The organism is Streptomyces pactum, from assembly GCF_016031615.1.
Classification (GTDB): domain Bacteria; phylum Actinomycetota; class Actinomycetes; order Streptomycetales; family Streptomycetaceae; genus Streptomyces; species Streptomyces pactus.
Window position 1 is genome coordinate 1,216,664 of record NZ_JACYXC010000001.1, and the last position, 15,522, is coordinate 1,232,185.

A 15,522-nucleotide genomic window follows, 5' to 3' on the forward strand; every position below is an offset into this window, starting at 1 on the left:
GACCGCGCCGGCCGTGCGGCGGGACAGGCGTCCCGCCGCACGGTCGCGGGCCGGCCGGCCGCGGACCCGGCGGTGTTCCGCGGCGCTCCGGAACGGTCCCCGGCCGGGGCCGGGGCGCCCCGGATCAGCCGAGCAGCGCGCTCAGTTCGACGCTGGGCAGGCCGTGCGCCTCGGCGACCGGGCCGTAGACGACCTGGCCCTCGTGGGTGTTGAGGCCCTTGGCCAGCGCGGGGTCGCGGCGCAGCGCGTCCCGCCAGCCGCGGTTGGCCAGCTCCACGATGTAGGGCAGCGTGGCGTTGGTCAGCGCGTAGGTGGAGGTGTTGGGCACCGCACCCGGCATGTTGGCGACGCAGTAGAAGACCGAGTTGTGGACCGGGAAGGTCGGCTCGGCGTGCGTGGTGGGACGGGAGTCCTCGAAGCAGCCGCCCTGGTCGATCGCGATGTCGACAAGGACACTTCCGGGCTTCATCCGGGAGACCAGCTCGTTGGTGACCAGCTTCGGGGCCTTGGCGCCCGGGATGAGGACCGCGCCGATGACCAGGTCGGCCTCGACGACGGCCTTCTCCAGCTCGTAGGCGTTGGAGACGATCGTCTGCACCTTGGTGCCGAAGATCTTGTCCGCCTCGCGCAGCTTGTTGATGTCCTTGTCCAGCAGGGTCACGTGGAAGCCCATGCCGATGGCGATCTGGGTGGCGTTCCAGCCGGAGACGCCGCCGCCGATGACCACGGCCTTGCCCGCGGCCACGCCCGGGACGCCGCCCGGCAGCACGCCGCGGCCGCCGGCCGCGCGCATCAGGTGGTAGGCGCCGACCTGCGGGGCGAGGCGGCCCGCGACCTCGGACATCGGGGCGAGCAGCGGCAGCGCGCGGTTGGCGGTCTCCACCGTCTCGTAGGCGATGGCGGTGGTGCCGGACTTCAGCAGCGCGTCGGTGCACTCACGGGAAGCGGCCAGGTGCAGGTAGGTGAAGAGCGTCTGGTCCTTGCGGAGACGGTGGTACTCCTCCGCGATCGGCTCCTTCACCTTCAGCAGCAGGTCCGCGGTGGCCCAGACCTCGTCCGCGGTGGCGAGGATGGTCGCGCCCGCCGCGGTGTACTCGGCGTCCGTGATGGAGGAGCCGAGGCCGGCGCCCTGCTCCACGAAGACCTGGTGGCCTCCTCGGACGAGTTCGAGCACGCCGGCAGGCGTGATGGCCACGCGGAACTCGTTGTTCTTGACCTCGCGGGGGATGCCGACCTTCACGTCGATCACGGTCCTTGAATCTTGGGTATTCCTGGCAATACCGACATGCAACTACATGGCGGAACAGTTAGCGCCGATCGCTATGCGAGCCAGTCTAATGAAGGATGTCGCGCTGTCTAGCCTTGCTTTGCATCAATCTTTCCGGGGAGTGCTGCTGATTTCGTAGGTGCGATCTTGCTTACCCTCCGGTTCGCCCCGCGAGACCCGGGCGAGCAGCCGTTCCGCGGCGTTCCGGTGCAGCTCAGCGGCGGAGACCTGCCCCAGTCGCTCCAGGGTGTCCGCCGTCCGGATCCGCACCGCCGCCTGCAGCCGCAGGTCACCGGCGCGCCGGGCCAGCTCCACCGCCTCCAGGCAGGTCCGCAGCGCCTCCCGCGGCCGCCCCGCGTACTCCTGCACCCGCGCCGTCTCGGCCAGCGCCCGTGCGTGGCCCGCCGGGTCGCCCAGCCGCCGGCTGGCGGCGCCCGCGGCCCGCCAGGCCCGCAGCGCCTCGCCCCACTGCCCGGCGTAGGTGTGCACCACGCCGATCCGGCCGTACAGCCGTGCCTCGGCGGCGAGTTCACGGCGCGTCAGGTGCAGGGCCAGCGCACGGCCGTACCAGTCGGCGGCGCGCTGCCAGTCCCCGGCCTCCTGGTAGGTGGCGCCGATGGACTCCAGGGCACGGCCGGTCGCGTACGGGTCCTCCGCCGCCCGCGCCGCGTCCAGCGCCTCCTTGTAGCGGCCCATCGCCTCCCCGGTGCGGCCGGCACGGGCGTCCAGGTCGCCGAGGTTGAGCAGCGCGGCGGCCTCCTCCAGCGGAAGGTCTCGGCGGCGGGCCACGTCGAGCACCAGCTGGTGCAGTTCGTACAGTTCGGGCGCGGCGGCGGTGAACCCCCGGTGGGCGGCGAGCGCCTGGGCCAGCGCCGCCACCAACCGGCGGGCGAGGGTGTCGAGTTGACCGTCCTCGACGGCGAGCCGGGCGGCCTCGCGCAGCTCCCGCAGCCACCGGTCGAGCCACCGGCCGGCGGCGGCCCGGGAGGGGAAGCGCAGCGCCGCGGGCAGCTCGCCGAGCGCGGTGCGGGCCGCCGGGTCGCCGGTCCGGGCGGCCAGCTCGCAGGCGGTCAGCCGGCGCACCGTCCGCTCCAGCAGCCGGGCGCGGGCCAGCTTGACCTCGGCCGGGCGCTCGTCCTCGGCGAGCGCGGCGTGGATCAGCGCGTCGAGGCAGCCGGGCACCTGGTAGCGCGGCGGCAGGGCCGCTCCGGCCCCGCCGGCCTGCGGCCCGTCGTCCGGTTCCGCCGGCGGCCGCAGCAGTCCGCAGGCGACGAAGTCGGTCAGCAGGTCCTGGGCGGTGGCCACCGAGCAGCCGGCGAGCGCCGAGGCGCTCACCGCGTCCACGGTGCCGTCCGGGGCGAGCGCGAGCAGCCGCAGGACCCGGGCGGCGGGCGCCGGCAGCGCCGACAGGACGAGCCGGAAGGCGCGGCGCACCGGAGCCGGGGCGAGGTCGTCCGCGCCGTCGTCCGGCACCAGGGCCAGCTGCCGGCCGGCGTCGGAGACCGACGCCTTGGGCCGGGCGGCGAGCCAGCCGCCGACCAGGGCCAGCGCGGCCGGCTGTCCCCCGCAGGCGGTGGCGACGGATTCCGCGGCCACCGGGTCGCAGGTGATCCGGGTGGACCCGGCGTATCCGGCGAGCATCGTCACCGCGGAGCCGGTGTCCAGCCCGCCCAGGGTGCACGGCCGTACGTCGGGGATGCCGGTGAGCGGCCCGCCGGAGACGGCGACCACCAGGCAGCCGGGCGCGTGCGGCAGCAGCAGGTCCACCTGCTCGGCGCTGTTCGCGTCGTCCAGCAGCAGGATCGCCCGCTTGTCCCGGCAGGCGTCCCGGAGCAGCTCGGACAGCTCCTCCTCGTCGGCACCGGGAGGCGCGTCGGCACCCAGGGCGGCCAGCAGGTCACGGGCGGCCGTGGCCGGCGGCAGCGGCTCCCCGCAGGAGGTCGTGAGCCGGGCCCGCAGCACCCCGTCGGGGTAGTCGGACCGGACGCGCCGCACCAGTTCCTCGGCGAGCGCGGTGCGCCCCGAACCGGGGCGCCCGGCGATCAGCAGCACCCGGCCCCGGGGTACCTCCCGGCCGGCGAGGGTGTCCAGCCCGGCCCGGCCGATGTCGGACCGCAGCGCGGCCAGCTCCCGCTGCCGGCCCACCAGCGCGCCGCGCACCGGGTCGCCGGGGAGGTGGTCGTCGGAGCCGGGGCCGCCGGGGTCGGTGGTACCGGGAGTGCCGGGTGCAGGCGTGGTGGAGTGTGCGGGGCGCGAGCCGGTACTCGCGCGCGCCCTCCCGGCGCCGGTCCCACCCGTCCCGGGCGTCACGGCCTTCGCCCGCCGGTCCCCCGGCGCCCCCTCCGTGCCGACCGCCTGCTCCGCCACGGACCCACTCCCGTCCAGCTGCGTGTGCGAGCCCGACCGCGGCCGCGGTCAGGGTCGCACCGAGCGTAGTTCACCCCGGGTCATGCGTTCGGCACTCCCTGCCGCTACGGGCCGGTAAAGATCACCTGATCGGATTCACCGATGGTCGCACCGGCCCCCGGGCCGTGCCACGGGACCGCCCCTGGGCGCGACGGGGGCGAATCCGCGGCCCGGCCGATGGGGCCGGGCCGGCGCCTGGTCCCGGAACGGTGTCGAGGCGGGCCGGGCCGGTGCCGAGCCGGCATCCGAACCGGCGGTCCGGGGCCGCGCCGCCGGTTCGGACGGAACCCCACGGCCCTCCGGCGCCCGGCGACGGGCACGTCGCGGACCCGTGCGGGGGACGGTCCCCGTACCCCAGGAATGGAATTACGCCCCGGCGGGCCCGCAGCGGCCCGCGGCCCGGCGGTGGCCACGGGCGCCGACCGCGCCCCCGCCCGGGGCCGGCACCGCGCGGCCCTCACCCGGGGCGTACGCCGCCGCGCGCCCCGCCGCCGTACCCGACCCGCCGCCGCGGCCGTACCCGCCCGAGCCGGTACGCGCGCCCCTGCCGGCGCCCGGACCGGCGCTACGCCTCGAAGGGCCGGGCCGGCCAGGGCGCGTCGGCCGGGCGCAGGGCGTCCAGCCCGCCCTCGGTGCCGCGGGCGGCGTGCAGCGAGAGGACGCCGACGATCAGCGCGTTGTTGTGCAGCTCCCCGGCGAGCGCGCCGCGGACCAGCTCCGCCAGCGGCACCCGGCCCAGCTCCATGTCGGCCTCCTCCTCGGAGACCTCGAACCGCTCGCCCTCGACCTCGGAGATCTGCCGGGCGAGGAAGATGCGCACCGCCTCGTCGCAGCCGCCGGGGCTGGTGTAGACGTCGATGAGGACCCGCCAGTCCTCCGCCTTGACGTGCGCCTCCTCGTACAGCTCGCGCTGGGCGGCGTGCAGCGGGTTCTCGCCGGGGACGTCGAGCAGCCCGGCGGGGATCTCCCACAGCTTGTGGCGCACCGGGTGGCGGTACTGCCGCAGCACCAGGACGCGGTCGGCGTCGTCGAGCGCGAGGACGGCCACCGAGCCGGGGTGGACCTGGTAGTCGCGGACTGCGGTGGAACCGTCGGGCATCACCACCCGGTCCGTACGCACGCCGGTCTTCTTACCCATGTAGGGCGTGGCGGTCTCGGCGACCGGCCACTCCTCGGGGGTGTCCTGGATGGCCATCTCGATCCTTCGGTCACGGTCGTGAACAGCAAGACGCCGGGGTCGGGCCCGACCCGGCCCGCACCCCGGCGTCCCACCGTACCGCTCGTGCGCGATCAGCCCCGGTCCGCCCGGCGGCGCTCGACGGCGGCCTTGACCAGCCCGGCGAAGAGCGGGTGCGGACGGGTCGGGCGGGAGCGCAGCTCCGGGTGCGCCTGGGTGCCCACCAGGTAGGGGTGGACCTCGCGCGGGTACTCGACGTACTCCACGAGCTTGTTGTCCGGGGAGGTGCCGGAGAACACGATGCCGGCCTTCTTCTCCAGCTCGCCGCGGTAGGCGTTGTTGACCTCGTAGCGGTGGCGGTGGCGCTCCTCGACGTAGGGCTCGCCGCCGTAGACCTCGCGGACGATGGAGCCCTCGGCGAGCTTGGCCGGGTACATGCCCAGCCGCATGGTGCCGCCCATGTCGCCCTCGCCGGCGACGATGTCCAGCTGCTCGGCCATGGTGGAGATCACCGGGTGGGCGGCGCCCGCCTCGAACTCGGTGGAGTTGGCGCCCTCGATGCCGGCCAGGTTGCGGGCCGCCTCGATGACGATGCACTGCAGGCCCAGGCAGAGGCCGAGCAGCGGGATCTTGTTCTCGCGGGCGTAGGTGATGGCGCCGACCTTGCCGTTGACGCCGCGCTCGCCGAAGCCGCCGGGGACGCAGATGGCGTCCACGTCACCGAGCTGCCGGGCCGCCCCGGCGGGGGTCCGGCAGTCGTCCGAGGTGACCCACTTGATCTTCACCCGGGCCTTGTTGGCGAATCCGCCGGCGCGCAGCGCCTCGGTGACCGACAGGTAGGCGTCGGGCAGGTCGATGTACTTGCCCACCAGCGCCACGGTGACCTCGTGGTCGGGGTTGTGGACGCGGTCCAGCAGGTCGTCCCAGGTGGTCCAGTCCACGTCCCGGAACGGCAGGTCCAGCTTGCGCACCACGTAGGCGTCCAGGCCCTCGGTGTGCAGCACCTTGGGGATGTCGTAGATCGACTTGGCGTCGATGGCGGCGACCACCGCGGCCTCGTCCACGTCGCACATCAGGGAGATCTTGCGCTTGATGGAGGTGGGCACGTCGCGGTCGGCGCGCAGCACGATGGCGTCGGGCTGGATGCCGATGTTGCGCAGCGCGGCGACCGAGTGCTGGGTGGGCTTGGTCTTCAGCTCGCCGGACGGGCCGATGTAGGGCAGCAGCGAGATGTGCACCACGAAGACGTTGTCCCGGCCGACCTCGTGGCGGACCTGCCGCACGGTCTCCAGGAACGGCAGCGACTCGATGTCGCCGACGGTGCCGCCGACCTCGGTGATCACCACGTCCACGTCGTCGGTGGCCAGGCGCCGGATGCGGTGCTTGATCTCGTTGGTGATGTGCGGGATGACCTGGACGGTGTCGCCCAGGTACTCCCCGCGCCGCTCCTTGGCGATCACCTGGGAGTACACCTGGCCGGTGGTGACGTTGGCCGAGCCGTCCAGGTCCACGTCGAGGAAGCGCTCGTAGTGGCCGATGTCCAGGTCGGTCTCGGCGCCGTCGTTGGTGACGAACACCTCGCCGTGCTGGAACGGGTTCATGGTGCCCGGGTCGACGTTGAGGTACGGGTCGAGCTTCTGCATGGTCACGCGGAGGCCGCGCGCCTTGAGCAGCGCACCCAGACTGGAGGCGGTGAGCCCCTTGCCGAGTGAGGAAGCGACACCCCCGGTGACGAAGATGTGCTTGGTCGTCATGGGCTGAGCGGCAAGTGCCAAGAGGGGGCTCCCGTGGTCGCGAGGTGAGGTGCGGATCGGCCGTGCGCCCCCCGGGCTTCTCGGAGCTCCAGGGGTGACCGTCGCTGCGGTTCGGGGGTTGTGCGCCCACCGGTCCACGGGCTACCAGGGTATCAGCGCCCCGGGGCGGCCGCTTCCGGCGACGCCTGCCGGGACGTGTGGGACCCTGGTGACCGGCGGCTCCGTTCGACCGCGTGATCGGTCCGCCACGATGTGGGACGACTCCAGCGGATCACGGCCGTCCGTCGTATCCTGCTCGGACATAATCGCTGCGAGCTGCGGCCGGCAAGGCAATTATCCAGGCATCTCCTGTTTACGCCCCGGAATACGAGCTCGTCGGGACATTTCCGAGACCGTACATAACGCGCCCCGCGGGGCGAGGCCGTTCGAATGGGGATGCAGGTGGCCGGGCGCATCGAGGACTACGCACTCATCGGCGATATGCAAACCGCCGCCCTGGTGTGCAGGGACGGCACGGTGGACTGGTTGTGTCTGCCGCGCTTCGACTCCCATGCCATTTTCGCGGGGTTGCTGGGGACCGAGGAGCACGGGTTCTGGCGGCTGGGGCCCGCCTACCCGGCGGACACCACCCCGCCGCCGGCCGACCGCCGGCGCTACCGCGGCGACTCGCTGGTGCTGGAGTCGGAGTGGGACACCCCGCGCGGCACCGTGCGGATCACCGACTTCATGCCGCCGCGCGACGGCGCCCCGCAGCTGACCCGCATCGTGGAGGGCGTCAGCGGCCGGGTGAAGATGCGGTCGGCGCTGCGGATGCGGTTCTCCTACGGCTGGGTGGTGCCGTGGGTGCACAAGGTGGACCACCGCACGGTGGCGGTCGCCGGTCCGGACTCGGTCTGGCTGGACACCGACGCCGACACCTACGGCAAGGACCTGACCACCTACTCCGACTTCACCGTCGGTCCCGGTGACCGCGTCGCCTTCACCCTGAGCTGGCAGCCCTCGCACAAGGAGCCGCCGGCGCTGCCGGACCCCGAGGGCGCCCTGGTGGCCACCGAGGAGTTCTGGCGGGAGTGGGTTGAGCACTGCACCTACCACGGCCCGTACCGGGACGCGGTGGTCCGTTCGCTGATCACCCTCAAGGCGCTCACCTACGCGCCCACCGGCGGCATCGTCGCCGCGCCCACCACCTCGCTGCCGGAGGACATCGGCGGCTCCCGGAACTGGGACTACCGCTTCACCTGGCTGCGGGACGCGGCGATCACCCTCTCCTCGCTGCTGCGCACCGGCTACCGCGAGGAGGCCCGCGCCTGGCGCGAGTGGCTGCTGCGCGCGGTCGCCGGCGACCCGGAGAACCTCCAGATCATGTACGGCATCGCCGGTGAGCGCGAGCTGTCGGAGGCCGAGCTGCCGTGGCTGCCCGGTTACGAGAACTCCCAGCCGGTGCGGATCGGCAACGGCGCCGCCGGCCAGCTCCAGCTGGACGTCTACGGCGAGGTCACCGAGGCGCTGCACCTGGCCCACATGACCGGCCTGGCCCGCAACGACTACGCCCAGCTGCTCCAGCTCAAGCTGATCCAGTACCTGGAGGACCACTGGGACGAGCCGGACGAGGGCATCTGGGAGGTGCGCGGTCCGCGCCGCCACTTCGTCCACTCCAAGGTGATGGCCTGGGTGGCGGTGGACCGCACCATCAAGCTGATCGAGTCCGGCGAGGTGGACGGCCCGCTGGAGCGCTGGCGCGAGCTGCGCGACACCATCCACCGCACGGTGTGCGAGCAGGGCTACGACCCGCACCGCAACACCTTCACCCAGTCCTACGGCTCCAAGGAGCTGGACGCCTCGCTGCTGCTCATCCCTCAGGTGGGCTTCCTGCCGCCGGACGACAAGCGGGTGGTGGGCACCATCGAGGCGATCCAGCGGGAGCTGTCCACGCCGGACGGGTTCGTGCTGCGCTACCCCACCGCCGGCGACGACGCGGGCGTGGACGGTCTGGAGGGCGACGAAGGCGCCTTCCTGGCCTGCTCGTTCTGGCTCGCCGACGACCTGGCGATGATCGGCCGGGTGGACGAGGCGCGGCAGCTGTTCGAGAAGCTGCTCTCGCTCCGCAACGACCTCGGCCTCCTCGCCGAGGAGTGGGACCCCCGCCTCCAGCGCCAGGTCGGCAACTTCCCCCAGGCGTTCAGCCACGTGCCGCTGATCGACACCGCGCTGCGGCTGACCGCGTCGGGCGCCTACGGCGGCTGAGCCGCCGGGCCGCCCGGGCCGGGGACGGCACCGGACGGCCGCGGAGGGTGCGGGTGGCCGGGGACGGTCGCGGACGGGGCCTGCCGTGGACGGCGGGCCCCGTCCGGCGTCCGGGCGGCGGTCCGGCCGCGCCGCACGGCGGCGCCCGGCGGTGGGCCCGGTCACCGGCGCCGGCCCGGTAGCGTTCACCGGCATGCAGCCGCAAGGAACACCGGGGCCGGCCGGGAGCCCCGCCCCGCAGGAACCACCGTCCGCCCCGGGGCCGCGTGACCCCGCCGGCGGCCCGGACGCGCGGGGCACCACCATCACCGTGGCCCGGGTGCTGGAGCTGCCCGCGCTCCGCCGCGGCCTGCCCGAAGTGGTGGCCGGGCACGACGGGTTGGGGCGGCCGGTGCGCTGGGTGCACGCCGGGGAGGTGCCCAACATCGCCTCCCTCCTCAAGGGCGGCGAGCTGCTGCTCACCACCGGGATCGGGGTGGGCCCGCGCCCGGCCGATCAGCGCTCCTTCGTCCGTACCCTCGCCCAGCGGGAGATCGCGGCGCTCGTGGTGGAGCTGGGATCGCGCTTCACCGCACTGCCCGCCGCGGTGGTGGACACCGCCCGGTCGGTGGGGCTGCCGCTGGTGCAACTGCGCCGCGAGGTGCCGTTCGTGACGGTCACCGAAGAGGTCCACACCGAGATCGTCAACGAGCACTACGCCCTGCTCAGGCGTGCCGAGGAGGTGCACCGGCGGTGCACCCGGGCGCTGCTGGACGGCGGTGGCGTCCCGGAGATCCTCCGGCTGTTCGCGGCGTTCGCCGGCAACCCGGTCTTCCTGGAGACCCCCGACGGGCAGTTGCTGTACGCGGCCGGGCCGGGACCGGCGGGCCGTCCGGGCGCCGCCGACCCGCTCCAGGTCTGGGAGGGGCTGCTGGCCCAGCGGGAGGGACGGCACGCGGGCCTCCCGGCGGGCAGCGTGGTGATGGACGTCCCCGGCGGCGGGCGGGGACCGGGCGGGGTGCGGGCCCGGCTGACGGTCCCGCCGGTGGCCGGCCCGCTGGCGCCGGTGCACCGGATCGCCGCCGAACGGGCGGTGGACCTGCTGGCGGTGGTGCTGCTCCAGGCCCGGCAGGAGGAGGAGCTGGCGGCACGGGGGCGCGGGGACTTCCTCACCGACCTGGCCGAGGAGCGGATCGAGGCGGCCGACGCGCCCGCCCAGGCCCGGGTGCTGGGCTTCCGCCCACCGCCCGGGGGCGCGCTGCTGCCGGTGGTGATGCGGGTGGTGCCGCCGGTCGCCGCGGGCGCTGCGGCCGGCCCGCGGGAGGGCTGGGCGGCGCTGGCCCACGCGCTCCGGGAGGAGCTGACCGGCACCGGGGTGCCGGTGCTGCTCGGGATGCGGCTGCCGGAGGGCCGGGTGCCGCTGCTGGTGGGGCTGCGGGACCCGGCGGAGCGCGGCGCGGTCGCCGACCGGGTGGCCGCCGCCCTGCGGGCCGGTGTGGCCCGGGCCTGGCCGGAACGGGCGGGTTCCCGGCCACCGACCGTGGTGGTGGGGGTGGCCGGCGACTGGGAGGCGGCCGGCCCGGAGCTGCGGCACGCGGCCGAGGCGGCGTGCGCGGCCCACGGCCCGGCCGGCCGGCCCTGGCACGACGTCCGCCGCACCGAGGTGGACGTCCTGCTGTGGCGGCTGCGGGAGCACGGGGACCTGGCGGCGTTCGTGGACCGGGTGATCGGCCCGCTGATCGAGCACGACCGGACCGCCCGGCCGCCGCTGATCCCCACCCTGGAGACCTACCTGGCACACGCCGGCCGGAAGGCGGAGACCGCCCGGGAGCTGCACCTCAACCGCCAGACGCTGTACGACCGGCTGGCCCGGATCGCCCGGCTGCTCGGCAGCGACCTCGACGACCCGCAGACCGCCCTGGCCCTCGGCCTGGCCCTCCAGGCCCGCCGCCACGCCCGGTGAGGCGGGGCCGCCGACGCGGGCGGCACCGCCGATGAAGGCGGGGGGCGGTCGATGAGGGGCGAGGACGGCTTCCACCGGTGTCGCGAGGGCGCGAAGGTACCGGGGTGCGGGGCGCCGGGGGCGCGGAAATGCAGGGGCGCGCCGGGGTGCGGGACGCACGGGGGGCACGGGTGCCGGCGGGAGCGCCGCCGCGTCGGGCGCCGGGCCGGTGAGGCGGTCGGCCGCCGGTGACGGGAGGGCGCGGGTGCCGGGCGGCGGACGGCGCGGGCCGGGGCGTCCCGGGGCGGTTCGTCCAGGGCGGGTGTGCCGGAGTGCGCCGGACAGGCCCCCGCCGGACGGGACGGGCGCGGCGGGACGGGCGCTGGGGCCGGGCTCAGCTCGCCGTCAGCTCGTCGTACACGCCGAGCACCTGGGCCACGGTGTTCTCCTCGTCGGGCCAGCCGGCGGCCTGGACCCGGCCCGCGGCGGAGAGGCGCGCGCGGCGTAACGGGTCGGCGAGCAGGCGGGTCACGGCGGTGGAGAGCGCCCAGGGATCGTCGTACGGGACCAGTTCGGCGGCCGGCCCGACCAGCTCCGGCACGCCGCCGACCGCGGTGGCCACCAGCGGCACCCCGGCGTGCAGGGCCTCGTGGGCCAGCACCGGGCGGGCCTCCCAGGGGCTGGAGAGCACCGCCAGGTCGGCGACCGCGAGCAGTTCCGGCAGGTCGTCGCGGCGGCCCAGCAGCCGTACCGGCAGTCCCTCGTCCTCGATCCGCCGGCGCAGCGCGGACCGGGCCGGCCCCTCGCCCGCGATGGCCAGCAGCGGAGGGGGGTCCAGTCGCACCCAGGACCTCGCCGCGTCCAGCAGCGGCCGGTAGCCGCGGCCCTCCTCCAGCCGTCCGGCGGTGAGCAGCAACGGCCGGTCCACCACGCCGAGTTCGGCCCGTACCTTCTGGCGCCGCGCCTCGTCCCGGACCGGTGGCGGCGCGGGCACCGGGAGGGCGGCCGGGGCCAGCCGGGCGTCCCGGGCGCCGCGCTCCCGGGCCCGGTCCACCAGGTCGGAGGAGACGCCGAGGACCACGGCGGCGGCGCGGGCCACGGTCCGCTCCAGCAGCCGCACCCCGCGGGCCGCGGCGCCCTCGGCCCGGGGCCGGGTGTGCCAGGTGACGACGAGGGGGACCCGGCGGCCCCGCAGCGCGAGGGCGGCGAGCAGGCCGGACCGCAGGCCGTGGGCGTGCACCAGCGAGGCGCCGGCGCAGGCGGACCGTACGGCGGCCACCCGGCCGGCCGTGGTACGCGCGTCAACCGGGCGGAACCGGGCGCCGGCGCGGTGGAACCCGTACTCCCGCTCCGCCGCGCCCGGGGCGCACACCGTCACCCGCAGCCCGTGCGCGACCAGCCCGGCGGTGAGCGACCGGACGTGCGCGCCGGCGCCGCTCCCGCTGCCCAGCACCTGAACGGCGCGCAGCGGCGTCTGCCCGTACGAGGACGGGACCGGGGTGCTGCTCACGCGGGCATGGCTCCTGGGACGGCGACGGGGGACGTGGCTGGGACGGTGCGCAGTGCCCAGCATGCCAGCCCGTACGGCTTCCGCCACACCACGGCCGCGGGGCCTGACGGCCCGACAAGTCGCCCGTACGTCCGAAAGTTCACCCTGACGGGGGATTGCGGAGTGCGTGATCCGTCACGTTCCCGGGGCCGGTGGAGCGCCCGGCACCCGTTTCCGGTCAGCGTCACCGGTGGACGCGCCCGGTCACCGGCGCCGCGGCCCGCCCGGCGGCCCCGGAGCCGGGCTCCCGGGGCGGCCCGGCACGGGCGGCCGGGGCCCGGGGGCGGCGACGTCGCCCGGGGCCACAGGGCAAGGAGGGCGCCGGGCCCTCCACCGCCGCCGAGGGCGCGGGGCCGGCCGGCCACCCGGGACCTCTCGGCACAATCTGCGCCGGGGGCGCCCCCTCCGGGACTCCGCCGGGCGGCGCGCCGGCCGGGTCCCGGGGCGGAATCCGGACAGTCCGGCCGTCCCGGGCCCCCGGCGGGCGGTCAGCGGCCCGTGCGGGCGGCCTCCAGCAGTTCCTCGGCGTGGGCACGGGCCAGCTGCGAGTCCTCCTGGCCGGCGAGCATCCGGGACAGTTCGCGGACCCGGTCCTCGCCCTCCAGCGCCTGCACCCCGCTGCGGGTGACCGAACCGTCGTTGGTCTTCTCCACCACCAGGTGCCGGTCCGCGAAGGCGGCCACCTGCGGCAGATGGGTGACCACCACCACCTGGGCGGTCCGGGCCAGCCGGGCCAGCCGCCGGCCGACCTCCACCGCCGCCTTGCCGCCGATGCCCGCGTCCACCTCGTCGAAGAGGTAGGTGGGGACCGGGTCGGAACCGGCGAAGACCACCTCGACGGCGAGCATCACCCGCGACAGCTCACCGCCCGACGCCCCCTTGGCGATCGGCCGGGGCGGTGCGCCCGGGTGCGGGGCCAGCAGCAGTTCCACCTCGTCGGCGCCGTGCGGGCCGAAGGCGACCGCCCGGCCGCCGACCTCGATGCCCGTCGTCGCGTCGGCGACCTCGGTCTGGCGGACCGCGAAGGAGACCCGGGCGTGCGGCATGGCCAGCTGCGCCAGCTCCGCGGTCACCGCGTCGGCGAACCGCCGGGCCGCCTCGGTACGGGCGTCGCTGAGGACCTGGGCCAGCTCGCCGAGTTCGGCGCGGAGCGCGTCCCGCTCGGCGGTGAGCTCCGCGATCCGGTCGTCGTCGCCGTCCAGCTCGGTCAGCCGGGTGGCGCCCCGCTCGGCCCAGGCGAGCACCTCGGCGACGGTGTCGCCGTACTTCCGGGTGAGCTGGGTCAGCGCGGCGCGGCGCTCCTCGACGGCGGCGAGCCGGCGTGGGTCGGCGTCCAGGTCGTCGGCGTAGCCGGCCAGCTCGCCGGCGGCGTCGGAGACCAGGATGCCGATCTCGGCGATCCGGTCGGCGAGGGCGGCCAGCGCCGGGTCGTGCGAGCGCACCGCCTCCAGCGCCCGGTGCGCCCCGGCCACCAGGGTGGCGGCATCGACGCCCTCGGGGTCCTCCGGGTCGCCGGCGAGCGCGGCGCGGGCGGCGGCCGCCGCGGAGGCCAGCGCCTCGGCGTGGCCGAGCCGCTCCGCCTCGGCGGACAGCTCCTCGTCCTCGCCCGGCCGGGGTTCCACCGCCGCGATCTCCTCCAGCCCGAACCGGAGCAGATCGGCCTCCTGGGCCCGCTCCCGGGCCCGGGTGGTGAGCTCCTCCAGCTCGGCGGCGACGGTGCGCAGCCGGCGGTGGGCGGCCCGGTACTTCTCCAGCGGGCCGGCCACCGCCTCCCCCGCGTACCGGTCCAGCGCCTGCCGCTGCCGGGCGGGCCGCAGCAGCCCCTGCTGGTCGGTCTGGCCGTGGACGGCCACCAGGTCGTCGGCGAGTTCGGCCAGCAGCCCGACGGGGGCGGCCCGGCCCCCGACATGGGCCCGGGAGCGTCCCTCGGCGGAAACGGTCCGGCTGATGAGCAGCGCGCCGTCGTCCAGCTCGGCACCCGCCTCCTCGGCCCGGACCGCCGCCGCTGACCGCTCGGCGACCCTGATCCTGCCCTCCACGACCGCCGCCTTGGCGCCGACCCGCACCAGGGCGGGGTCGGCGCGTCCGCCCAGCAGCAGGCCGAGGCTGGTGACGACCATGGTCTTGCCCGCGCCGGTCTCGCCGGTCACCGCGGTGAATCCCGGGGACAGCTCGACCACGGCGTCCTCGATGACGCCCAGCGCACGTATCCGCATCTCCTCCAGCACGCCCACGACCTTACGAGGTTTGGGGGCGGGGATGCGACGCGCCCGGTCCCCCGGCGCCCGCGCGGCCGTCCGGGCGACCACTCGCACGGGTTACGCCGGGCCCGGTCCCGGCCTCGGCCACCCGGGCCGGGGCATCGGAGCGGATCCCGTACGGGCCGCCCCGGCGCCGGAGGGGCGGGGGAGCGGCCGGGGCGGGACCGCGGCGGCAGGGTACCCGCCCCGTCCCGCCCGCGTGTGCGGCCGAACGGGCCCGTGGCGGCGGGGCCGCGGCGGTGTGCCCGGCGGGTGGCGCCGCGGCCGGCGGAGGCGCACGGAAACGGTCCGGAGGTCCTCAGCCCGCTGCCCGTCCGGCGGCGGCCCGGGGCGTCCGCGGACGGGCGGCGGGGGAACGAGGGGGCGGCACAGCGGCGGAGAAGGGGTGCCGACGGATGCGGAGGGCGAAGGAGGGTCCGACGGACGGTGAAGAAATCGTCCGGACCCTGGCGAACTGCCGGGGTCCGGGGTGTGGACCGGTGCCGGGCCCCCCGCGGCCCCCTTCCCTCCGGTCCCGCGGCCGGGGTCCGCTCGTGCCCGGACCGCCACGGGTGAGCGGTGGGTGCCGCCCGGCGGCGGTCCCGAAGAGCGGCCGCCCGCCCGTTCGCGGCCGGCACGTCGGAGTGGCGGGAGTCACCTGCCGCCCGGCCCGTATGGGGCCGTGCCCGGGCCGGCCACACCGATGTCCGGCGCGTCCGGGACTGTACGTGCGACCCCGCGGCGCGGACGCCCGCCGCCCCGGCCGGGACCGACGAGTCCGGCGGGCAGCCGCAGCGCGATGGGGCGGGCGGCGCCGGTCGGCGCCGCCGGGGAGCCGGGACCGTGTCGGCGAGGGCCGGCGGCGCCCCGTCCCGGCAGCCGGCGGTGCTCGGTACCGGTCCGGAGATCCCCCGCCGCCCCTGCCCCAGCCGGGCAGCCCCATGGACGTACGGTTCCGGGCCGG

General features: G+C 76.2%; 8 protein-coding genes. 2 read left to right on the forward strand and 6 right to left on the reverse strand.

Annotated features, from left to right (window positions below):
- Positions 1 to 124: 124 nt before the first annotated feature.
- The 4 genes from ald to pyrG all read right to left on the reverse strand — a co-directional run bounded on the left by ald (position 125) and on the right by pyrG (position 6,604).
- The gene (gene ald, locus IHE55_RS04875; RefSeq protein WP_197991789.1) at positions 125 to 1,240 is read right to left on the reverse strand and encodes an alanine dehydrogenase; all 1,116 of its coding nucleotides are present in this window, start codon (positions 1,238 to 1,240) and stop codon (positions 125 to 127) included.
- A gap of 132 nt (positions 1,241 to 1,372) precedes the next feature.
- Positions 1,373 to 3,634: a tetratricopeptide repeat protein gene (locus IHE55_RS04880; RefSeq protein WP_197987894.1), complete on the reverse strand. Its 2,262-nt coding sequence runs from the start codon at positions 3,632 to 3,634 to the stop codon at positions 1,373 to 1,375.
- A 604-nt stretch (positions 3,635 to 4,238) separates the two neighbouring features.
- Complete coding sequence (locus IHE55_RS04885; RefSeq protein WP_197987895.1) at positions 4,239 to 4,868, reverse strand: NUDIX domain-containing protein; 630 nt, start codon at positions 4,866 to 4,868, stop codon at positions 4,239 to 4,241.
- A gap of 95 nt (positions 4,869 to 4,963) precedes the next feature.
- On the reverse strand, positions 4,964 to 6,604 hold the full coding sequence (gene pyrG, locus IHE55_RS04890) for a CTP synthase (RefSeq protein WP_197987896.1): 1,641 nt from the start codon (positions 6,602 to 6,604) through the stop codon (positions 4,964 to 4,966).
- Between the two features lie 435 nt (positions 6,605 to 7,039).
- Here pyrG and IHE55_RS04895 point away from each other — a divergent pair, with 435 nt between their 5' ends.
- Complete coding sequence (locus IHE55_RS04895) at positions 7,040 to 8,848, forward strand: glycoside hydrolase family 15 protein (protein WP_197991790.1); 1,809 nt, start codon at positions 7,040 to 7,042, stop codon at positions 8,846 to 8,848.
- Positions 8,849 to 9,041: 193 nt separating this feature from the next.
- On the forward strand, positions 9,042 to 10,790 hold the full coding sequence (locus tag IHE55_RS04900; RefSeq protein WP_197987897.1) for a PucR family transcriptional regulator: 1,749 nt from the start codon (positions 9,042 to 9,044) through the stop codon (positions 10,788 to 10,790).
- Between the two features lie 373 nt (positions 10,791 to 11,163).
- Here the strand turns inward: IHE55_RS04900 and IHE55_RS04905 are convergent, their stop codons facing one another.
- Positions 11,164 to 12,279 (reverse strand): glycosyltransferase family 4 protein, encoded by a 1,116-nt coding sequence (locus IHE55_RS04905; protein ID WP_307826519.1) that lies wholly within the window; start codon positions 12,277 to 12,279, stop codon positions 11,164 to 11,166.
- 527 nt (positions 12,280 to 12,806) lie between these two features.
- Entirely contained in the window at positions 12,807 to 14,534 is a 1,728-nt protein-coding gene (gene recN, locus IHE55_RS04910; RefSeq protein WP_197991791.1) for a DNA repair protein RecN, read from the reverse strand.
- Positions 14,535 to 15,522 lie beyond the last annotated feature (988 nt).

Bases quoted from the DNA above. Each gene is read 5' to 3' on its own strand.
- IHE55_RS04885 (WP_197987895.1), bottom strand. From the start codon at position 4,868: ATGGCCATCCAGGACACCCCCGAGGAGTGGCCGGTCGCCGAGACCGCC.
- pyrG (WP_197987896.1), bottom strand. From the start codon at position 6,604: ATGACGACCAAGCACATCTTCGTCACCGGGGGTGTCGCTTCCTCACTC.
- IHE55_RS04895 (WP_197991790.1), top strand. From the start codon at position 7,040: ATGCAGGTGGCCGGGCGCATCGAGGACTACGCACTCATCGGCGATATG.
- IHE55_RS04900 (WP_197987897.1), top strand. From the start codon at position 9,042: ATGCAGCCGCAAGGAACACCGGGGCCGGCCGGGAGCCCCGCCCCGCAG.
- recN (WP_197991791.1), bottom strand. From the start codon at position 14,534: ATGCGGATACGTGCGCTGGGCGTCATCGAGGACGCCGTGGTCGAGCTG.